Source organism: Paenibacillus sp. Root444D2 (genome assembly GCF_001426375.1).
Taxonomy (GTDB): domain Bacteria; phylum Bacillota; class Bacilli; order Paenibacillales; family NBRC-103111; genus Paenibacillus_E.
In genome coordinates, this window is the sequence record NZ_LMEO01000045.1 from 288,882 (window position 1) to 312,119 (window position 23,238).

Sequence of the window (23,238 nt, forward strand, 5' to 3'; positions counted from 1 at the left end):
AAGGCAGCTTTCAGCTGCCCGCTTGTAATTTGCACGCTTCGACCATTAACAATAGAGCCATCGATTGACCATAAGGCATGGGGCATTGCTTGATATTGCGGTAATAATCCAGATTATCCTTTAACCCAGTGCCATACGAAACCCCATGAACGATGCCGTCATCATCAATTTTGTGCAGTACACCTTCCAATGCTTTCAATCCAACAGCACGATAGCTTTCATCCAAAAAGCCTCTCCGAACTGCTTTTAAAATTCCGTATGCAAAGGCTGACGAGGCTGAAGTTTCCAAATAGGAATCCGGTTTATCCAACAAGGTATGCCAAAGTCCGCTCTCATGCTGGAGTGAAGCAAGAGTCCTAACCTGTCTTTCTAATGATGTGATTAGAAACTCGCTAACTCCCGAAGGTAATGGGGCAATATCTAGATAATCAACTAGACCCGCTGTATACCAAGAATTCCCCCGAGCCCACAACGCTTGCGCATAATGATGATGGCCAATAAACGTCCAACCATGGAAAAACAATCCTGTTTTCACATCCGTTAAATATTTGAGATGCACTAAGAACTGACGAATGCTTTCCTGAAAGTACTTATCTTCATGCAAAAGGACACCCATTCTAGCTACGAACAAGACTGTCATATAGAGCGTATCATCCCACAATTGGCCTTCGTTCAGGTTTCTGGTGACTACGTGCTGAAGTCCCCCCTCATCCGTTCTTGGCATTTCTTCCATCACATAGGTGACCCACTCTTTACAGAGCTCGATGTATGCCGGATTTCCCGTTTCTTCAGCCAAATAGCTTAACGTCAGCATGGGACACATTGTATTTACGTTTTTGTCAGGCAGCCCTTCCTCAATTCTCTTGTCAAACCACTCGATAAGCTCGTCTCTAATCTCCAAATTACCTGTTTCCTTATAATACGAATATAAAGCAAACAGTCCTACTCCTTGGGGCCACTCCCAATTGTCCATAGAAACAATGCCGATAGCGACACTCTCTTGGAATGCCGGCTTTAAATTTTTCATCTGTCGAATAAGCTTTGTAATAATGGCTTCATACTTTTCAATTGCCGCTGATTTGGTCATAAACCTGTTCACCCCTTCATTGGAATCATGCTAAATTATGTGAAATGCAATTCAAAGACTAACGAGCGAAATTTCCTTTAAATTCATCAATACGTTACCGCATATCGTGTCGGGCTTGATGGTCATTGTATATTCGCCTTCATCAGCAAACTCAATTTGACCAATCTCATAGGCTTGAAACTGGTACTCACTGCCTGTAAAATTCACCGTTGCCGCCAGCTTCTCGGGCCCTACTAAGATTTCATAGGAACCTCCTGCGGATTGCTCATTTGCTCCATAAACAGCAGTTACCCGGTATGCACCTGGGCTCGCCACACGAAAATTCCAACACATATAATCATGGGAAGACTTCCAGTCCCTGACATTATCTCTACCCTTTTTCCCTGTATCAAATCTCAAAAATTCTCCATAAAGCTCCCCGTCAAAAACACCGAAAACGTTTGACACGCTTCCGGGGAATAAAACTTGGCGAGGATTAGTGTCAATATCACCCTCAAACTCAACCGCTACCACTGTGCATATTGGATCAAGCGCCTCTACTGGCAGTTGAAGAATAATATCCCCGGATGCATTCATCAGTTGTTGATTTAAGTGAGTTTTCTCCGAATCCGCCAACAAATAAGCACTGTGAATAGGATTGTGAAAGCCTGGTACCATCAGCTCCCCATGAACAGGCCAATCCCAAATATGTAAATATAACGTATGTCCTTTGATCGTACAGCGGCCCCAAGGCATCTTGCCGATCGGACTGCCTTGTGTACCGTAAATACTTTCACCGTTCTGTTTCAACCAACTACCGATTACTTGAAGCAACTCTAGTGACTTCGGGTCGAATTCTCCTTCACCTGTAGGCCCAACGTTGATGACGTAATTCCCGCCCATGCTGACAACATTAATCATGTCATGCAGGATATCTTTTGGACTTCTCCACTGATGGTCCGTTTTGTTATAGCCCCAGGAATGATTTAATGTAGCGATCGACTCCCAGTCCCTTCTCTTTGTCCGAACGTGAAGTTGGTTGTCACCGGTATTTTCATAATCTCCGAAGCCTTCCCGTCGAACTCGGCGATTCACCAAGCAGCCTGGTTGTAAGCCGTGGACCAAATCTACGAATGTCTTGCCCTGTTCGTCAGTAACTTTATGTCCACAATCAAACCAAAGGATGCCAACAGGTCCATACTGAGTGAGCAGCTCATCAATTTGGGGATATGCCTTTTCTTGCAAATACCGCTCATAGCGAGTTGATTTGTCGACATCATTCACCCATGCTTCGAGTGGATCATAAGCGCCAATATTGCCCAGGAAATCCAACGTGTTTCCTTGGGAATCAGGGTGATGCCAATCCATCGCATGGGAGTAGTATAAGCAAAGAACAATGTCTTCCTTCTGGCAAGCAGCGGCCAATTCCGCAATAGGATCTCGCCCAAAAGGGGATCCCTTAACAATGTTATAATCACTTACCTTGGAATCGTACATGGCGAATCCATCATGATGCTTAGCTGTGAATATCATATATTTCAAACCAGCATCCTTCACAGCCTGAACCCACTTTACTGCGTTAAAATGAACCGGGTTGAACTCATCAGCAATCTGCTCATATTCCTTTATTGGAATTTGAGCTCTTAATTGCAGGTGCTCGGCGTAAGAAGCATTCACCGTTTCGCCCTTCCAAACGCCTCCCGGCAGCGAGTACAACCCCCAGTGAATGAAGAGACCAACTCTTGCTTCGCGCCACCAGGCAATCCGCTTTTCACGGTCCTCATCCATCTGTTCGACTTTCAAACTAGTTCGTTGCACACTATCCGCTTCTGCATTGTCCATAAGATGATCCATTGTCGACATTCGCCTCTTCCTTCCTCACATCACATGATTTAGCTATTTAAAATGTCTTCGATTTCTTTTATATCCAAAGCGGAAAGTTTTACGCCAGATGATTTTATATTTTCTTCCACCTGTTTTGGTCGAGAAGCTCCAATAATGCAGCTAGAGACATTGTCCAAGCGTAAAATCCATGCCAATGCCAACTGAGACATACTTAAATCATTGCGCGTCGCAATGTGCCCCAACTTTTCTACCTTAATCAATAGCTCTTCTTTCATAAAATTAGCAATTGCTCCATTCTGCGCGGGATCTGCTGCCCGTGAATCCGTCGGTAAAGGCATTCCCGATTTATATTTACCAGTCAGAACGCCTTGAGCTAAAGGCGAAAACACTATTTGACCGATTCCTTCCCTTTTACATAATGGAACTATATCCTTTTCTATGCCTCGCCTGAACATATGATATTGGGGTTGATTAGATATAATTGGATTCAAATTCAACGCTCTGGCCAAATGAACGCTATCTAGAAGCTGCTCGGCCTTCCACATACTAACACCTGTATATAACACCTTGCCCTGTTTAATCAGATCATCCAAAGCGCGAAGCGTCTCATCAAGCGGTGTCTCGTCATCGTAGCGATGGCATTGGTACAAATCGATATAGTCGACGCCGAGCCTTCTCAAGCTTGCATCGCATTGCTCTTTAATATGCTTGCGTGACAAACCGCGGTCATTGGGTCCGTCTCCCATAGGTATACACACCTTGGTTGCAAGAACGTAAGATTCCCTTGGATATTTGGAAAGTGCCTTGCCGACAACTTGCTCCGCTTCACCTTGGTGATAAACGTTAGCCGTGTCAAATAGGTTGATCCCCAGCTCGTAAGCTTTATCAATGATCATCTCGGATTGCTTCGCATCAACGGCACCACCGTAGGTAAGCCAACTGCCCAAGCTTAATTCACTCACTTTCAAACCACTCCGGCCTAAACGTCTATATTGCATCTCAAAATCCTCCAAAATCATCATTATATTTCGATGTTACTATCACAGAACCAGCCGTTCATTATCCGCACTTATAACCGCCCAGTTAATAACCTAATAACCGGACGGTCCTATTTCCATTTTATCGCTTTATCATGTTTTCAAAGCTGAAATCCATTCGAGCAGCTTCTTCGAAGTCGTCTCGTCGATGAATTTCCCTCTTTGCGCTTGAACCAGATTTTCAAGAGCATTTAATGCATGGTTGACGTCTTTGCTCGGTGCCTTCTGGACTAAGTTAACCAATGCCATAAGGGCTTTATATATCCCTTCATTCTTAATCCAACCTTTTTGCTTGGCAATCGTTAAAGCATCGTCCAAATGGTTGATGTCAATTCTTACTTGAAGTACGAATGACTGCTCGTTTTTATTGCCAACATTGTCCGTGGCTATTACGACAACAACGTGGTCACCGATGGATAGTGACAACGGTTCGATCACGGATGGTGCAGCTACCGTTAGGCCATCCAGTTTAATCGATGTATCTTTGACACCGCTTAAAGGATCGGTTGTCAGGAAGTTCAATTGAATTGTATCCGTCACATACACAGCCATGGATACAGTCGGCGTGATGACAGGTCCGGTTTTATCTATTTGGATTGTTACAGATTTCTGAGTTTCCTGATTGCCTGCAGCATCGATGCTGTAGTATTTGAGCTCATTCAAGCCCTCGCTATCAATTTGAACCGTATTTCCTTCTGCAAACGGACTGCTGTTTAGGCTGTAAAAGGTTTTCGCAACTCCACTAGCTTCATCCGCTGCCGATAAATGGATCGTTTGTGCATCTTTATGCCAACCGCTCTGCCCATCATCCGTCGTTATAGGAGGAGTTATATCCAATATGCGAACCGTCATTGTGGAGACATCTGAATTCTCATATCCATCGTTTACGATGAACGTAAATGTATCTGTGCCGAACGCACCTAGGGATGGCGTATACGTAAACGCTCCTGTGGACGGATTCGTAATCACTGCCGTTCCTTTCGTGCCGTTGCTCGCGATGGTGTAAGTCAGTGGATCACCGTTTGCATCACTCGCAGACAAAATCCCGCTCACAGCGCTATTTTGCGGAGTTGTCAACTCTTTGCTTTCGCTTACAGGCTTAACGTTGGTGGACACACTGCCTATATATATTTCATTAATATTGTTCCACGTATCCTTGGAATTGCCTTTTCCGTTATACTTCACATATCTGGCAGTCTCCTGCGCGAATTGAAAAATCTCTAAACCGGCTGTTTTTCCGCTGCTTTTTCCACTGAATACATTCTTCCAAATGATCCCGTCTTCTGATACTTGCAGATCGAAGTTGTATCGATCCACGTCCCCTTTCAGGAAGGAAATTACGGCAGAACGGATTGGCTTGATCTCGCCAAGATCAAATTGGATCCAATGCGTAACACCTTTTGCCGCATATCGGGTATTAAGATCGCCATCTATGGCATTTGCCGGCGGAAAGCTGGCATGGTAGCCTGCGCTAGCCGTTACTCCCTTGATTGGGAAGGTAATGAAGCGGTCCGGTACTTCACCGTAAATCGGATACCCCGTCATTTGCACCTCGTACTTGGACTGCAAGTACGGATCCTGTCGGTCCTTCACTGTGATGATCGCAGTTCCGAAAATTTGCTGAGGTTGTGTAATCTCAACAATATGTGTGCTTGTTGGGCTGACTGTGGGAATCACTTTGGTACCTAGCGGCACTGCTGCCGTATACGTATATGTCGATGGAGCAAAATTGGCGATAGACACACCATTTACCTTGATATCCGTCAGCTTTGGCATGAGCGATTCGATCGGCGGTGTGGCACTTTTGGACAAAACAATTTTATCAAGACGAGCGCCATCTCCCTGTGACCTAATCGTTAATTGATGAAGGCCGTCTGACAGCGAGAAGGCATATGCGGCAGTCGTCCATCCCCAGTCCAATGACGCTGTTTGAAGGTCAACTTCTGGTCCTGAATCCAACGAAACTTTCAAGCTGCTTTGGCCCGCTCCATTGCGGGATCCTAACATGTGCATATACACATTCCCCCCATGGGTGACGTTCAAGCTATAGCTTAACAAGGATGTCGAATCATCCGGTGATTGCATGTAAGCACCTTTGGAGCAAACGTCGCAGACCTCTCTTGTAAAATGTCCTGATCTGCTGGAATAGCTTTCTGCATCCCACGACGGTGACAGATCTGCATCAACATCACGTGTCCAGCTGGTGTGGTCCTTCGCCCACATGATACGGGCAAAATAGATCGGACTTGTGAGCACCGTACTCATATAATAGGGATTGGTCAGTAAACGATAAACAGCCGGATCCGGATCATACGGCGAAATGTGAAGATACTCGCTCCAAAGGTTGGTCAGCGTACAGCTCGTTGGGAGTCCGTCCACTTTACAATAAAAATTTCCGTTTCCTGTAGAAATCACATAGCGAATCGTATTCGATAACTTGATCAGTGTATCCTTAGAAACACCGTATTTTCCTCGGTCATAAGCACGAGTCATACCCATGATGTCATTGGCAGCGTGAACGCCATCTGCATCTTCCACTTTGCCAAAATAGTCGGCGACATACCACCATTTATACACATCGTGTCCAGCCACTTGATAGGGCTCAAGTTTACTCGTGAACCAATCTATCGAAGCTTTAACAATGTTATCGTATAACTCAACCCTTGGCTGATCGTCAGCAAGAAGTTCGTGGCATTCTGCCAAACGCATGAAGCCGTTATTGATCATCATTTGCTGGTTCCAAGGAATCGCTGAACCAGGAGCTGCACTTCCCGTTGTGCTCCAACGCGGGTCTTCCGGCCAATACTGGCGCAAGGTATCCGTCTTAACGAAGTTAGGGATCATATACGTATCCATCGACTTATCAAGCTCAGCAATGTACTTCTTCGCCCTTTGCAAATACGTTTCACCGTATTGTGCGCCATCACCAAATGGAACTGTCTTGTTCCACAAAGACTTGTTCTGTATAATCAGTTTCGCGCTGTAAGCGATGTGCCCGATCACATCACCGTTCTCGCTTCCTGAATAGCCTTCTATCAACAATCCGTCGCTATTCACTTCGCCTACTTTCTTGTTTGGCCAAGCCAGCTCCCTCTTTCCGTTCCATAGCACACGGCCGGTATCTGGGTTATTCCGAGCGGACAGCATGATCTCAGAGAATTTAATCATCTGGTCCAAAATGGCCATATCTCCGCTAATTTCATACATGTAGCCCATGGCCTCAACGTTCTGCCCGCTTGGACCATACACGAAATCATTGCCGATATTACTCACTGGCAGACCGACAGATGAAGATAAGATATATTGCTTAAACGAATTAATTTCCTCTCTTGTGACAGGGCCTTCCAAGCTATTAACCACCATAGGCGAACCGGCGGCAGCCGATGCTTTTGGCGTTAAGGGAGCCCAAATACCCGAACAAATAAGCGTGAGCGCCAAGCATGAGATAACCAGTTTGCGCCATCCCTTTGTCATTTTTGCAGGAATTGCAGCTAACATTATGAACCCTCCTCGATTTCATGCAATCGTTTTCATACCTCATCATAATGATTATCGGTCCGGTAAGCATGCTAGTTTTTTAAGCACCTATTCAACAAATTTATGATACTTGCCTTGTTTCACTAAAAAACGACCACATAACCAATTGCGGCTATGTGGTCGATCATCATTTTATTGGTTATACACTTCGATCTCGCTGATCGTCGGTACGGCGCTTGCCGTGTTGATGTACAGTCTCAAGTATCTGGAGGTAACCGGTGAAAAGCTTATCGTTTTGCTCGCGCCAATCGACGTTCCTGAGGTGCCTGCAATATCCGTATAGGTTGTGCCGTCACTTGAGGACTGAAGCTTATACGATGTTACTCTCTGGAATGTGATTTCTTTGATCACGACTTGATTGTAAGTGATGGCAGAGCCAAAATCTACGCTGATCCATTGATTATTCAGGGAACCGCTTGATGCAGACCAGCGGGAGGTATTGGAAGTGTCTCCATCAAATGCATTTGCTGCAGGATAAGATGCACTCCATGTCGTTGACGCATTGTACGTTTTGCCCAATGCGAGATTGCCACCTGCCGCCAGAGTCGTTGCACTGGCTGTGTTACTCGCTCCGGAGACGTTAGCTGCGGCATCCTTCGCTTTGATAGAATAGCTGTAAGCGGTCGAAGCCGTAAGTCCCGTGTCGCTATATGATGTCGTCGTTGATGAGCCAGCCAACGTTGCTCCACGATAAACATCATAGCCCGTTACGCCTACATTGTCTGTGGACGCCGTCCAGCTCAAATTGATTTGACTGCTGGATGCTGCCGTTGCCGTTAAACTCGTTGGCGCTGTCGGCGCTGTTGTATCTGCTGCTGCGCTAGTGCCGTATACTTCCATCTCGTCGATGTTCGGTACGTTGCTAGCTGTGTTCATATACAACCGTAAATATCTCGCATTCACACTTGTAAAGTTAATCGTTTTATTGGCGCCAATTGTCGTTCCCGATGTTCCGGCAATATCCGTATAGGTTGTGCCGTCATTTGAAGATTGCAGCTTATAGGAAGTCACTCTTGGGAAGGAAATTTCTTTAAGCACCACTTGATTGAAAGCGGTATTAGCACCAAAATCAACACTAATCCATTGATTGTTCAGAGAACCGCTCGAAGCGGACCAACGAGTAGTTGTGCTTCCATCAAATGCTTTATCGGCTGTATAAGCTGTACTCCATGTCGTAGAAGCATTGTAGGTTTTGCCCAATGCGAGATTCCCAGACGAAGCGAGCGTTGTCGCGCTCACTGCGTTGCTTGCAGCAGATGCGTTGCCTGCCGCATCTTTTGCTTTGACAGTGTAGCTATAAGCCGTTGATGTACTGAGTCCCATATCGCTGTAGGAAGTTGTTGTCGAAGATCCAACCAACGCTGCGCCACGATAAACATCATAGCCCGTTACGCCTACATTGTCAGTGGACGCCGTCCAGTTCAAATTGATTTGGCTGCTGGATACTGCCGCTGCCGTCAAATTCGTTGGTGCCGTTGGCGCTTGTGCATCCGGAGTTCCTCCGGCCACTGGCTTCCACCAGTTGCCCGAAATGAATAGCATGTTTAACAACGTAAAGCTGTCGTCGTAATAGCCTGTTTTATGGCTTTTCATAAAGTCCCAGCCGCTATTGATCCACGTTTGATTGCTGCTGCTCGCTACACCTGCTGAAATGAATGGGGAGACGAAAACACCCGCAGGTCCTGTTGCTGAACCTGTCACGGTTCCATCCAATTTGTAGCCATCTTTCACATTGTTAGGATTGCCGCCTGTTTTACCTTTAATCCAGGTAGCGATTTTGTCCGCAATTGTTTTACCTCTCGTGTCTCCATATAACGCATAATCCATGACAATTCGGAGAGGCACGCGAGCCGCATTGTAGTTATATTCGTTCGTTTCCGGAAACTCATCCAAATAATTTTGCGGAGCTGGTTGGGGCGGGTTGCTTACGACAAAGTCTGAAATTAGCCCTGTGTTTGGCGAATAGGAAGCACTAAAACTACTATAAACACTATACAGATTATTAATGACATTCAGCCAAGTTTGATCACCCGTAACGTCATAAAAGGCTCTTAAATGCGAAAGCATCCAATCCGATGGTCTCGTATTCAAAACGCTTTTACCATCCCAATCACCAAGATTCAGTCGGTTATTAGTCGTCACATTACTGACTTTAAGTCCATTCGTAATCATATTTTGAGCTTCTGCCAAATAATTGATCGTACCCGCAGACCCCCATTGATAATGGGCAAGAATCAGGGAGTACGCAATATCTATATCCCCATCGGTCGCCGAATCAAAATGTCCTTGCGCTCCAGCAGCGTCCGCTACCACCCAACCCATCAGGTTAGCATTTTGTACACTTTTATACGCTCTAGCTGTCTTAAAAAGACCATCGTAAATGGTTTTTGCATTCGTATCATAGCCTGCCATTAATGCCGTTATCACCATTCCGTAGCCTTGACCTTCGGAGGAGCCTAAGGGAACATACCCGTCAGCGCTTCCAGTTATTTCCCCTTTCACATAGTATCCGCCAGGCAAGGAGGACAAGTTGTTTTTGAGATAGCTTGTTTTCCAAGAGTTATAGTAAGCTGCGACATCTGCATTCATTTGGGTCTGCGTGATATGATCAGGTTTTGTAATCCCAGGATAGTTGACTTGCTGTGGAAAAGGCTTTTGCTCACCTGTTGCGTGGGCAATCTGCCCTACAGCCGGCGAAAGTAAAGAAGCCGTAAAAAGGGCAACGCAAAGCACAGCAATTGACCACATTTTCAACTTATTTTTGACGGGTCTTACGTTGATCGCATCCATTCATTTACCTCCTAAATGATTGTTATCCGTCTTCATCAATCTGGAACCGAGTCCTCGTATTGAAGCTTACTAAGGCTTACTTAAGCTTTAAATCACTATCCCCTCCTTTACTTCACACTCATAAATATAAACGTTTTAACTTTAAGGATAAAAGCATCCTCCTTTCATACCCATTGTACACTTGCCAGAGCATGATCAAAATAGCTGTAAATAACAATTATTTGCATGAAATTAACTTAAAAAAGACCGCATAGCCTATAAGGGCCGCGCGGTCACTTGAAAACTGATTACTGATTATACACTTCCATCTCGTTGATCGTGGGAACTGCACTGGCCGTGCTGATAAACAGCCTCAAATATCTGGCGTTCACACCGCTAAAGCTAATTGTTTTACTTGCACCGATTGTGGTTCCAGACGTACCGGCAATATCCGTATAGGTTGTGCCGTCGCTCGAGGACTGGAGCTTGTAAGACGTCACTCTCTGGTACGTAATTTCTTTGATAACTACTTGATTGAACGAGGTAGCCGCACCAAAATCGATGCATACCCATTGGTTACTCAGGGAACCGCTCGATGCCGACCAGCGGGTAGCTGAGCTGCCATCAAATGCGTACGCGGCAGGATAAGATGCACTCCAAGTTGTAGATGCATTGTACGTTTTGTTCAAAGCGAGATTACCCCCGCCCGCTAGAGTCGTTGCGCTGGCTGTATTGCTTGCTGCTGACAAGTTTGCTGCAGCATCCACAGCTTTTACCGTATAGCTGTAAACGGTCGAAACATTGAGTCCCGTATCGCTGTAGGAAGTCGTCGTCGAAGATCCAACCAATGTGCCGTCACGGTATACATTATATTCTGTTACAGCCACATTATCTGTTGAAGCGGTCCAACTTAAATCAATTTGACTGTTGGATGCTGCCGTTGCGGTCAAGCTCGTCGGCGCTGTCGGCGCTTGGGTATCTGCAGGCGCCTGGGTCGTTGCGCTAGCTGTGTTGCTGGCTGTTGATACGTTAGCTGCGGCATCCTTCGCTTTTACCGTATAGCTGTATGCGGTCGAAGCTGTGAGTCCTGTATCACTGTAAGATGTCGTCGTCGAAGATCCGACCAGCACGGCTCCACGAAAGATATCATAGCCCGTTACGCCCACATTGTCTGTCGAAGCCGTCCAGTTCAAATTAATTTGACTGCTGGATGCCGCAGTTGCGGTTAAATTCGTTGGTACTGTCGGCGCTGTTGTATCTGCTGCGCTAGTGCCGTATACTTCCATCTCGTCGATGTTCGGTATGTTGCTAGCTGTAGTTATATAAAGCCGTAAATATCTGGAGCTTATATTAGAAAAGTTGATCGTTTTATTAGTACCGATCGTTGTTCCTGTCGTGCTGGCTATATCCGTATAAGTAGTTCCGTTGGTCGAGGACTGGAGCTTGTAAGACGTCACCCTTGGGAACGAAATTTCTTTGATCACTACCTGATTGTACGTGGTGGCAGTACCGAAATCGACACTAATCCATTGATCGTTAAAAGAACCGCTCGATGCCGACCAGCGGGTCGCAACATCTCCATCGAACGCTTTATTAGCTAAGTATGTTGTACTCCATGTCGTTGAAGCATTGTACGTTTTACCTAAAGCAAGATTGCCTGATGAAGCCAAAGTTGTAGCACTAGCAGTGTTGCTAGCTGCAGATAAATTTGCTGCTGCATCCTTCGTCTTTACCGTATAGCTGTATGCAGTCGAAGCGCTGAGTCCTGTATCCATGTACGATGTAGTCGTCGAAGACCCGACTAATGTGGCTCCACGATAGACATTATAACCAGTTACGCCCACATTGTCCGTAGAAGCCGACCAGCTTAAATTAATTTGACTGCTTGAGGCAGCTATTGCCGTCAAATTCGTTGGTGTCGTCGGCGCTTGGGTATCACTGCCCGTATACCTTTGGTTTTTTACATACATAAGACGGGCGAATGAAGCCATCGTTGTGCTCGTCATATTTGGCATCGTCGCATTGGCCAATGTGTAGTATATATCCGGGCGGAGAGCAGCTAATTGGAGATTGCCATTTCGTGGATACGTTGTCGGCGCTCCATGCCCCGTTCCATCCGTTCCATCGACTCGCCCCGCGTAATCACTCGGCCCTCTCATCATCACATCGGCATACATGTTGGCAATAGGTGTCATCATCGACGCTGTGATGCTATAACGGCCGCTTAGAAACGCTCGATAAAAGCCTGCTACATCCAGACTGCCGTGATTGGAATCTTCGCCTCCCAGTAATGTCGGATTATAACCCCAGTTGTAAGCTGTGTTGCCTTTGCTGTCCGTATAGGTTTGTTTGGCTGAATTATCGCTGAAAAACCAATTGAGATTTGTCTGAACAATCCCATCGTATTGTGAAACGAGAGAAGGATTATCTCCTTTGATCGCATGGGCTGCAGCCAGATTTTGCAGGCCGTAGGTGATCATCATCTGCTGATTCCATGGGAAAACGCCTCCTGGCATGTAAGGCGATTGCGTTGAGAAGTAGAGTTTGTTCCCATTCGAAAGATCTAGCAGCTTCGGAAAAAGGAATTGGTTGACCACATAATCGGCCTCTGTTACGAAAGTATTTGCCCGTTGTAAATAGGTACCTCCGTGTCCATACGCATCACCGATGGGAACAGCCGTATTCCAAATCGCCGGGGTCTGAAGGATAAGCTTGCCACAGTAAGCAAGATGGCCGATAGGGTCGCCGTTCGCTGAGTCAGCAGACGCGGTACCGGTGTTATTGCCCGGCCATATGGGGGCAATCGTGTTGGTCCATGCTGTGCGTTGACCATAAGGAGCAGGAAGAATGTCGTTACGCTGGGAAAGAAGTACGTCGCAGAAATAGATCATTCGGTCGAGGATCGCCGTGTCATTCGTCAGCTCATACATGAGCCCCATCGCTTTGATGTTCTCTCCGCTTTTTCCTTGAGCATACTCACCCTGCATGGAACCGGTATTAGGCCAAACGACAGGTTCCACGGTCTGAATATAGGCTTTGAAGGAATTAATTTCGTTCTGAGTGATTGGTCCATCGAAGCTGTCGACTACCATTGGCCCAGCGGCCAAGGCTCGCGTTCCCGGGATCAATCCAATGACGAAAGCGAAAATAAGTCCAAATAAAAGGAGTTGTTTTTTTAACATTGGCACTATATTACCCTCTTTGCACATCCCCATCGGCTGGAGTATTTGCTCCCATACCTTCTCAGAAGTCATCGCACTCGTTATTTCGGAGATATCCCACCTCCTTATAAATTCAACTCCTCTTTATTTTAAAGCGTTTTCATTTCATTGGGAATTCACGCTGCTAACTACTTTTTTTGTTAAACTAACTTCACGATTGCATATTTGAGCTTAAATGATCGTTTCCTACATATAGGTGACGAAACTCTGAGGGTGACACGCCAGCATGCTTTTTAAAGGATGTCGAGAAATGGGAGGCATCATTAAAGCCGGTCATTTCAGCTACTTCGTTAATAGACAGAGAAAAGCATAGAAGCAATTCTTTGGCCTTCTCCAGTCTTCGGTCGTAGATGTACCGCATTGGCGGCACGCCGAGATGTGTTTTAAAAAAGCGAATAAAATAGTTCGGATGAAAATGAGCGGTTTGCGACAGCTCATGAATCGTCATCTCTTTGTCCAAGTTCGCATCAATGTATTTGATCGTGTCAACCAATCTGTTCATGGACGAGAACCTGACATCGTCACTCGTCTCAATCATGGTATTGTCGATATAAAAGGCAATGATATCAAGCAAGGCTGACTGGACCTTAAGTATTGACGTCAGTCCATGAGGACTGCGATTGTCGATCAGCTGCCGAAAGCAATTCAGCAGCCGAGTGTTATCTTCAACTGTAATGATATTCGGAAGCCCAATTGATCTGAAAAGTTGATTAAGCCCGATATTAGAAGTGAAATGGCACCAGTACATCGTAAACGGCGGGCCGTTTGTTACAGAGAAGGACTGTAAAACAGTTGCCGGAGCGAAGAACAATTGCCCGGATTGCGGTTGATACAGCTTACCATCTAGTTTGATCCATCCGTCACCTTCGCAAATATAATAAAATTTATTGTATTCAGGAATAAAATTGAACTGTTTCCAGTCATGAGAACAAACGGAAAGCTTCGCGTATATCAATTTCACCCTTAAATCAGAAAGCTTATGATACAACAAATGATTGTTTATTAGCATGGCCTTCACTTCCTTTACCGAATAAAATACACTCCCTTATTACTGTAATTGGGAAAAGCCCCACCTGCCACATGGCAGGCGGAGCGTATTTCCCTTCAATTTCCAAAGGTTTCACTTATTTCTTCAAGGCATCGTATGCTTGTTGATAAATTTGTAAGTATCTCGGCAGCTTCATATTATCCATATTTTTCAAATATTCATCCCATTTTTTATCGATATCCAAATCCCCGATAATCATTCTCGCCGTTGACTCTTTTCGGTAGTCATCAATTGTTTTGCTGATATTCGCGATTTCATCCGTTTGCTCGTTTGTGAAGGTTAAGCTCGGAATCATTTTTTTAGGGTCCGGTTTATAGGGCTCGTATTTCGTCAGCGTTTCTTTATACAGGATGTCCTCCAGCGGATTTTTCGGATCGGCTGTCTGACCCAAACGCCATTCGTTCGTACGCAGGGAAGGACCCACTTGTCCCCAAGTTGCATTCTTCGCACCAGGTGAGTTATTGCCAAGCACTGTATATTTGGCAGGCTTGCCATTGATGCCAATATCGGAAGGGCCAGCTGTTTTCCATTCCATATCCGGTCTGCCTAGAATGGCACGATTGGTGGCTTCCTCCGAGTAGAGGAAATCAGCTAAACGCATCGCAATTTCCGGGTTTTTGGCTTTGTTTGTTATGACAAACGATCCAGATGTAATACCTTGTGGTATGTATTTGGATGCTTGGACTCCTTTAGGACCTTTTAACGGCGGAACAGCAACGTAATCCTTCCAACGCGATCCTTCCAATGCGTTGAAGACTGTCGGATTTTGCGCCGCCACTACCCCCAAGATAACACCATCCGGATTTTCACCCAATTTCCTTAATTGATTCCGATCTTGAGTTATGGATTGCGGATCAACCAAACCCTCTTTAAACAGCTTGTTGATATACTTAAGCCCTTCCTTATATTCCGGCTGGGTAAAGGCTGCGTTAATTTTGCCGTCTTTTAGGAACTGCAAATTGCGGTCGCTGTCAATAAACGATTGTAAAAGGAAAGTATCAATGTATGAGTTGGCAATGTTGGCACCTATAAACGGGATCTCATCCGCTTTTTTATTACCGTTCGGGTCTTTTTCCTTAAACGCTTTCAGTACTTGATAAAACTCATCTGTCGTTGTTGGCATTTTCATACCAACAGCATCAAGCCACTTCTGATTAATCCACAATTTGGTACTGTGCGTACAGTGGAAACACTCATTTACAGACGGCAGACCGTAAATGTTGCCATCAGGTGATGTAGAAAGTTCTTTCGTATACGGGAGTGAAGTAAACATTTTTTTGGATTCAACGCCATATTTGTCGATTAGCTTGTTTAGCGGAATAAACACGCCGTCTTTGCCATAAAGCGTCAGCTGAATTTGATCGATATTAAATCCTAGATAAACATCCGGGTAGTCTCCGCTAGCCAGAGAGATATTTAGCTTCTGCTTCGGATCGCTAGCGACTTCCCACTCGATGTGAATGTTCGTTTTTTCTTCCAGCCATTTGGTAAACTCGTTCGTTGCAAAGTTCTCCACGCTCGGATTCGTTCGCGACAACACTTTGAGCGTTGTTTTTTCTTTGGTGATTGGAAGCACGCCCGGCGGGTTTACCACTTCATTCTTTGTCGCTTCCGGTTGCTTGGTAGCCTCAGAGACTTTATCTGTCGTGCTGCAACCGCTTAAGAGAACGGTTGCACTTAAGAATAAGCAGATTGCCGAGCCCCACAATTTCTTTCCTTGCATTGGTAATTCCTCCCTTTTTAATATGAATAAATGATTACCCCTTTAAAGAACCGATCATCATGCCTTTTACAAAATGTCGCTGGATAAAGGGGTAAACAACTAAAACCGGAATCGTAGAAATGACAATCAATGAGTATTTCAGAAGTTCTCTCATTCCTTCTCGCTGCGCCGCACCGACAACATCCGTTATGATTTCCTCATCGAACGAGTTCTTGACTAACACATCACGCAAGATGATTTGAAGCGGAAACAAATCCGGTGATTTCAAATAGAGAAGAGCGGCAAAATACGTATTCCAATGCCCTACCGCGTAGAATAGTGAAAGCACAGCAATGATGGGTCCTGATAACGGAGCAACGATTTTCACCAAAAATTTATAATCGCTGCACCCGTCCAGATGCGCTGCTTCTAACAGTTCTTCAGGAATCGTCGTTTGAAAATACGTCCTTGCGATAATGACGCTCATGACGCTCATGACACCTGGGATAATCAACGCCCAACGGGTATCGATCATACCTAACTCCTTAATCAGGAGGTAGTTAGGAATTAATCCCCCGCCAAACATCATGGTGAATACGAATAGTGCCATCACCGTATTTCGGATATAAAAGTCTTTACGTGACAATGGGTACGCCGCAATAAGCGTCATGATCACATTGATAACCGTACCAACTACTGCATAGTACAACGAGTTGGCAAACCCTACCCAGATCCGTTTGTCTTTGAAAACCGCTTCGTAACCTTGAAATGAGATATCCACAGGCCATAACCATACTTTCCCAGAAATGACAGCTGATGATGAACTGAAGGAAGCACTGACCACATAGATAAGCGGGTATAAGACTGAAAGTGTAAAGAGGCAAAGCATCGTATAATTCACGATATTAAATACTTGATCGCCTCTTGATTCTTGAATTCGGGTCGACTTCATCTCTCTCTTTGCACCTCTCTACCACAGGCTCGTTTGCCCTAATTTTTTGGCGGCCTTGTTCACCGTGAACAATAGAATCAAATTGACGACAGATGTGAACAATCCAATCGCTGAAGCATAAGAATACTTAATCCCCGTCGAGAGAAGTCCCACCTTATACACATAAGTATCGATAACTTCGGAAGTGCTTAAATTGAGCGGGTTTTGCATTAATAGTACCTTTTCAAACCCAGCATCCATCATATGTCCTACACTCATGATCAATAATATAGTAGCAACCGGTAAAATTCCGGGAATATCTACATGCCACATTCTCTGGAGTTTGCTCGCCCCATCCATCACAGCTGCCTCATGCAGCGAAGGATCAATCGCAGCCAAGGCGGCTAAATAGATGATACATCCGTAGCCTACATTTTGCCAAATACCCGACCATACATAAAGGGACTTAAAGTTATCTGGATTCCCAAAAAAGTCCACCTTTTCGAACCCGAGGTGCGCAAGAATCATATTAACAATGCCTGTTTTCGGATCTAGAAGTTGCATAATAATACCGATCATCACGACCATGGAAATAAAGTGTGGCGCGTAGGTGATCATCTGTACAGACTTTTTAACGGAAGAACGACCTACATAGTTTAAACAAAGCGCTAGAAAAATAGGAAACGGAAACCCGGCCAGAAGTCCGTAAAAACTAATGCCAAGTGTGTTCTTGATAACCTTCCAAAATTCATAGGAGTTAAAAAAGGTCTTAAAATGCTTCAGCCCTACCCAATCGCTCCCGAAAAATCCTTTATGAGGCACATAATCCTGAAAGGCAATCACTGCACCGTACATCGGTATATATTTAAATATTAGAATGTACAGAATTGGCAATAAAGACAACAAGTACAACTGAGGTACTTTTTTCATATTGCGGAAAAGCTTAATCACGATATTGGTTCGTTGCTTACTGCGTACGCTTCGAATTTCCTTGACGATTTCCAATCCAAACCTCCTCCTCTCTTTTGCTATCTTTATGATAGTTTCTTGAGGAAGAGCGAGCATACTAGTTTTTTAAGCACCTATTCAACTAAATTATGGTACCCGCCTTCATTTTCACAAAAAAAAGAAATAATGATAACGCTGCAGCCGTGCAGCCATACCATTATTTCTCTAAAGTGCAGCGAAATTAGGATAACAAATCCACTTCGCCATTCTTGCTAGGCATTCGCAGTGTGACCTTCGCCCCCGTCATCGACTCATTGTCTGAGATGGAGAGCCCGTATTTATCGCCAAATACGATTTGAATGCGGCTGTGTACGTTCAACAGACCGATACCTCCCTCCCGTGCTTCGCGTTCTGGCAAGTGGGTATGCGTCTGCTGCATACTTAGCTTTGACTGGAGATCCATAAGCCTCTCAGGCGCAATGCCGGTACCGTTGTCGGTTACTGTCACGACGAAATCATCGTTATCGATGAACGCATCGATGCTAATCTGATGGTGACTCTCGATCCCATCGGGAAAAGCATGCTTAAACACATTCTCGACCAACGGCTGCAAAGTAAGCCGCACCATTTTTTTCAATAATAGGTCGGGAGGGATCAGCACCTCAACTTCGAAAGTGTACCCTAAACGATAATTCATAATGTTCATAAAGTGCAGCACATGCTTCAATTCATTGGCTACTGTAATTTCCTCCAAGTCGGCTCTCACCGAATAACGAAGCATGTAAGAAAGGGATCGCACAATCTCCTTGATCTCCTGAGAATCCTGGACGACGGCATAACAAACAATCGTTTCCAACGTATTGTACAGAAAGTGGGGATTGATTTGCAGCTGCAAGGCTTGGAATTCGGCTGCTTGCCTTCTGAGGAGGTATTCCTTATTTTTCAGCTCCTCGGCATAGACTTGCTCCATCAGCTCCTGCAATCTGGTTACCATCATATTGTAGCTCACAAACAGGCGGTCCATCTCGTCGGTCCTTCCGATGATCGCTACACGCGTCCAATCGCCCTTTTCCGTTCGGCGCATCCCGTTTTCCAGTATTTTGATTGGCCTTATAATAGACTGCCCGAAACGGTAGGCAAGAATCAAAGCAATGATTAAGGCAATGGCACAGGTGATTAGGGTGGTTTTTCTAATATTCGTGACCGGCGCTCTAAGCTCGTCCAGCGGCAGAGAAGCAACCAATGTCCAGCCCGAATAATCAGATCTCCGGTTAAAATGAACCCGTTCTATCCCGTCCTTATAATTAAAAATGCGATTTTGATTTTCCTTTAACTTCGTCAACAGTTTCTCATTCAGCTGCTTACCGATCATCTCGGTCTTAGGGTGGTACACAATTTTGCCGTTGTCGTTAACAATGTAGAAATAGCCGGTCTCCCCTAGGCGGATACCCTTCCATAACGATGTAAGCTCTTCGATGTTTAACTCAATGCCCAGGATCCCCTTGAATACCTTCGATGTCTGGCGATCGGATATTTTGCGGGTTAAGGCGAGTCTTCCATCCAAGAAACTCCAGTCCATAATCGTCAATTTTCCGTCGTTATTCGTAATCTCCTTTAATGATTCGAGTTTATCCAGCAACACGGAATGACTGAAATCAGTTTCTGCGTTATGGTCATAGATGCTCAGACCATTATATCCAAGCAAATAAACCATGCTGATTTCGGGATTATTGATGAAAAGGGGTTGTATTACCTTTTCTTTAATCGGTCTGATCGACAAAAAATACGAGACGAAGTTATTTTTGTCCAGGTTCAAAAACTCCTTCACATTCGTAGAAGTCAACATGGACAACGTGGCTCGATCGTACTTCTTCAAATACATATCGGTATGATTCATCGCGTTATCGACGATTTGCGTCAATAGCTCGTTTGTTTGCTTATCCACTTCTTTCGAAGACTGCACGTAGAGTACGAAGCCGACAATGGATGAAGAAATGACGATGACAATAACGAAATGTGCGAACATTCTAGCCGCCATGCTGGATCTCATTATTTGATCCCCAGCATACTGCGGTATTCGGTCGGCGAGCAGCCCGTCATCTTCTTGAAAATTTTCGTGAAATACGGATAGTTTTGATAGCCAATGGTCACACCAACGTCAACAACCTTATAGTGAGGGATTTCGAGGAGCCTTTTGGCCATCTCAATCCGTTTTTTCATGCGATATTGAACGAACGTTTCATTCGTCATTTTTTTGAAAATATAGCTGAAATAAGTCGGTGCAAGCCCCATCTTCTCAGCCACTTCCTCCAGACTGAGCTCTTCCGAAATGTGAGTGTCAATGTAAGCTTTCGCTTCCTCGAACAAACTTTTCTGATTGCCGCCTCGCCAATGAAATAGTTGATTATATAATCCGACTAATTCCGTTTGCAGATAAGCAATCGCACCTGATACCGTATTCAGCTGTGGGGGCGAAGCATTGGTCGTAAACGTAACCATATTATGAGCGTTCAGTTTTTTAACTAAAATTTTCAGCCCGTCCGCAATAATCTGCTCTAACTGCTGGGCTTGGATGCCTTTGGTCATATCCCCAAGCTTCCATTCCTCTATGAGACTGTTAAGCGCATCCAAATCCGCAGACCAGATCGTCGCTTCGACGCGCTCCAGCCACTCCTCCACCTTGAAAAAGGAGATGGGGACAGAAAGATCCTGCTGCAGCAAAAGTTTATTTAGGACAGGGTATAGCTCATGTTCCGTAAGCGGTTTCAACAAGTACTCTTTGACCCCATAAGTGAGACACTTCTGTGCGTAGGCAAAATCGTCGTAACCTGATATGACCACGATAGGAACATTCACATTCATGTCCTGAACCTGTTTGCACAATTCAAGTCCATCCATCTTCGGCATCTGTATATCGGTCAAAAGCATATCTGGACGCTGCTTATTGATTTGCTCGAGAGCCTCCGCCCCATTCGCCACGACGACCGTGCGAAATAATGGGTTACACTGCCTGACTAACTGGGCCAGACCCATCCGAACCATCGGTTCGTCATCTACAATGAGGATTTGTTTCATTCCGAGTGCACTCCCTTAAGCTGGGTTTATAAGAATCTTTGAAAACATTTTACCACAGACCTAATTCATAGGTAATCTAATTTTAGAGTATACGCCTAATCGATAGACTGTCATTATGTTTATTTACGATCCTATTTCTTATTTTACCCTTCATCCAGTTCCTCCTACGATTTAATAGATCCAACCATCATTCCTTTGATAAAATGCTTTTGCAGGAACGGGTATACCAGCAAGATGGGTAACGTAGCAACGACGATGACAGCCATTTTCAGCCCCTCGGGAGAGACCATTAACTGCAGCTCCGAAGTTACATCGGCTGATCCCAAATTATCTGTAATGACAATTTCGCGCAACCGTACCTGGAGAGTAATTAGCGAACGTTTGTCAATGTAATAAAGGGCTTGTGAATACATATTCCAGTTCGCAACGGCATACATAATCCCCATGGTTGCCATGACCGGCTTGGATAATGGTAGTACAACATTCCAAATCATACGAAACTCGCCACATCCGTCGATACGGGCAGAATCCAGCAATTCACTGGGAAGATGAATAAAAAAAGAACGCATGACGAACAGATTAAAGGCGCTAATCGCTGACGGAATCATCAACACCCAAAGTGTATTAAGCATATGCAGATTTTTCAAAAGCAGATAGTTCGGAATCAGCGGTGCATGAAAAATCATCGTAATCAGAACAAAAAACAACGCTGGTTTCCGATACAAATATTCGGGACGGGATAGCGGATACGCTAAGCTTGCCGTAGCGGCCAGGTTGATCAACGTACCGAGTACAGTAATCGTCACACTATTTCGCAGCGCTATCCAAATGGTAGAATCCTTTAGGATCATATGGTAATTCTCAAGGGTGAATCCTACTGGCCAAAGGCTGACGGTTCTACTGTTGATGGCCACGGCGTTACTCAAGGATTGAGCGATAACATTAAGAAGCGGAAGAACCATGGTAAGACCAATCAATAACAGCAAGATCATGTTAAATATCTGAAAAGCCCGCTGACTCGGTGTTGTAATCACACATCTCACCTCCTTTTATATTCGTCAGTACAGACTTTCTCCCGACGCTTTCTTGCTCACGGTATTGCCGATAATAATTAAAACCAAACCAACAAGAGATTTAAAAAGCCCAATAGCAGTCGTGAAGCTGTATTGACGATCGACCAAGCCTGCTCTGTACACATAGGTATCCAGAATTTCTCCATTTTCGCTATTAAGAGGGTTCAAGAACAAGAAGACGCGTTCAAAGCCGAAATCCATAAAATGTCCGATATGCAGCAGCAATAAAATGGTGATTGTCGGAAGAATCGATGGCAAGGTAATCGAAATGACCTGACGGAACCGCCCCGCTCCATCGATCTCAGCCGCTTCATACAAATCTGGATGGATACCTGCAATCGCAGCCAGATAAATAATCGTTCCCCAACCACTGTCTTTCCATATGCCAGAACCAATCAGAATAGAGCGGATGTAACTGTTCTCGCCCATAAAATAAATAGACTCTATATGAAACCAGCCCAGCACTTGATTAACGATCCCAGTTGTCGGGGAAAGCAAACCAATCACGATCCCTCCGACAATGACCCATGACAAGAAATGTGGCATGTAAATGACGGTTTGCAACAATCGCTTGTACCCGTTGAATCGAATTTCGTTCAGTAATAATGCCAGAATGATAGGTACAGGGAATGCAAAGATAAGGTCATACATCCCGATATACAGCGTGTTTTTCAAAATGATCATAAACTCCGGATACGTAAATAACCGTTTGAAATGGACCATACCTACCCAAGGACTGCCTGAAATCCCCTTAAATATATTGTAATTTTGAAAAGCAATCGAAGAACCGAACAAGGGGATATACTTGAAAATTGCAAAATACAAGAGCCCGGGAATTGAAATCAGATACAAGGGCCAATACTTTTGAATAAATGCCCGCTGAGACCGCGCATTCGCAAACTGATACTGTGTTTCTCCAGAGATGTCCGTTTTCGAAGACATGTTTTTACTCCTTTCCGTTAATCGCATTGATAAGATATGGTCCA

General features: G+C 44.9%; 14 protein-coding genes and 1 pseudogene. All 15 read right to left on the reverse strand.

Translation table 11 applies throughout. The annotated features are described in order from the left end of the window. Positions 1-10: 10 nt before the first annotated feature. Positions 11-1,087 (reverse strand): beta-galactosidase BglB, encoded by a 1,077-nt coding sequence (bglB, locus tag ASD40_RS22925; RefSeq protein WP_057305476.1) that lies wholly within the window; start codon positions 1,085-1,087, stop codon positions 11-13. A 51-nt stretch (positions 1,088-1,138) separates the two neighbouring features. Next, positions 1,139-2,929 (reverse strand): alpha-L-fucosidase, encoded by a 1,791-nt coding sequence (locus tag ASD40_RS22930; RefSeq protein ID WP_057305477.1) that lies wholly within the window; start codon positions 2,927-2,929, stop codon positions 1,139-1,141. Positions 2,930-2,958: 29 nt separating this feature from the next. Continuing rightward, a complete protein-coding gene (locus ASD40_RS22935) occupies positions 2,959-3,909 on the reverse strand; it encodes an aldo/keto reductase family protein (RefSeq protein ID WP_057305478.1) in 951 nt (316 codons plus the stop codon). Positions 3,910-4,041: 132 nt separating this feature from the next. After that, positions 4,042-7,446 (reverse strand): OmpL47-type beta-barrel domain-containing protein, encoded by a 3,405-nt coding sequence (locus ASD40_RS38810; RefSeq protein WP_057305479.1) that lies wholly within the window; start codon positions 7,444-7,446, stop codon positions 4,042-4,044. Between the two features lie 171 nt (positions 7,447-7,617). Continuing rightward, positions 7,618-8,994, reverse strand: a complete 1,377-nt coding sequence (locus ASD40_RS38815; protein ID WP_327205305.1) for a discoidin domain-containing protein — start codon at positions 8,992-8,994, stop codon at positions 7,618-7,620. Beyond that, a pseudogene (locus ASD40_RS38820) lies at positions 8,992-10,233 on the reverse strand (glycosyl hydrolase family 8); the annotation flags it as partial. The pseudogene ASD40_RS38820 and the gene ASD40_RS38815, both read right to left, overlap by 3 nt. 329 nt (positions 10,234-10,562) lie before the next feature. Next, the gene (locus ASD40_RS22950; protein ID WP_200957456.1) at positions 10,563-13,436 is read right to left on the reverse strand and encodes a discoidin domain-containing protein; all 2,874 of its coding nucleotides are present in this window, start codon (positions 13,434-13,436) and stop codon (positions 10,563-10,565) included. A gap of 190 nt (positions 13,437-13,626) precedes the next feature. Next, positions 13,627-14,484: an AraC family transcriptional regulator gene (locus tag ASD40_RS22955; protein ID WP_057305481.1), complete on the reverse strand. Its 858-nt coding sequence runs from the start codon at positions 14,482-14,484 to the stop codon at positions 13,627-13,629. A gap of 115 nt (positions 14,485-14,599) precedes the next feature. After that, on the reverse strand, positions 14,600-16,246 hold the full coding sequence (locus ASD40_RS22960) for an ABC transporter substrate-binding protein (protein ID WP_057305482.1): 1,647 nt from the start codon (positions 16,244-16,246) through the stop codon (positions 14,600-14,602). Positions 16,247-16,280: 34 nt separating this feature from the next. Next, complete coding sequence (locus ASD40_RS22965; protein ID WP_057305483.1) at positions 16,281-17,177, reverse strand: carbohydrate ABC transporter permease; 897 nt, start codon at positions 17,175-17,177, stop codon at positions 16,281-16,283. A gap of 18 nt (positions 17,178-17,195) precedes the next feature. Next, positions 17,196-18,161 carry an ABC transporter permease gene (locus ASD40_RS22970; RefSeq protein WP_082562389.1) on the reverse strand — a complete coding sequence of 322 codons (966 nt, stop codon included), beginning with the start codon at positions 18,159-18,161 and terminating at the stop codon, positions 17,196-17,198. Between the two features lie 184 nt (positions 18,162-18,345). Further along, the gene (locus ASD40_RS22975) at positions 18,346-20,154 is read right to left on the reverse strand and encodes a cache domain-containing sensor histidine kinase (RefSeq protein WP_057305484.1); all 1,809 of its coding nucleotides are present in this window, start codon (positions 20,152-20,154) and stop codon (positions 18,346-18,348) included. Continuing rightward, positions 20,154-21,179, reverse strand: a complete 1,026-nt coding sequence (locus ASD40_RS22980) for a response regulator transcription factor (RefSeq protein WP_057305485.1) — start codon at positions 21,177-21,179, stop codon at positions 20,154-20,156. The genes ASD40_RS22975 and ASD40_RS22980 overlap by 1 nt, the downstream gene beginning before the upstream one ends. A gap of 164 nt (positions 21,180-21,343) precedes the next feature. Next, positions 21,344-22,171 carry a carbohydrate ABC transporter permease gene (locus tag ASD40_RS22985; RefSeq protein ID WP_057306270.1) on the reverse strand — a complete coding sequence of 276 codons (828 nt, stop codon included), beginning with the start codon at positions 22,169-22,171 and terminating at the stop codon, positions 21,344-21,346. Between the two features lie 66 nt (positions 22,172-22,237). Then, on the reverse strand, positions 22,238-23,194 hold the full coding sequence (locus ASD40_RS22990; RefSeq protein WP_057305486.1) for an ABC transporter permease: 957 nt from the start codon (positions 23,192-23,194) through the stop codon (positions 22,238-22,240). Positions 23,195-23,238: the final 44 nt, after the last annotated feature.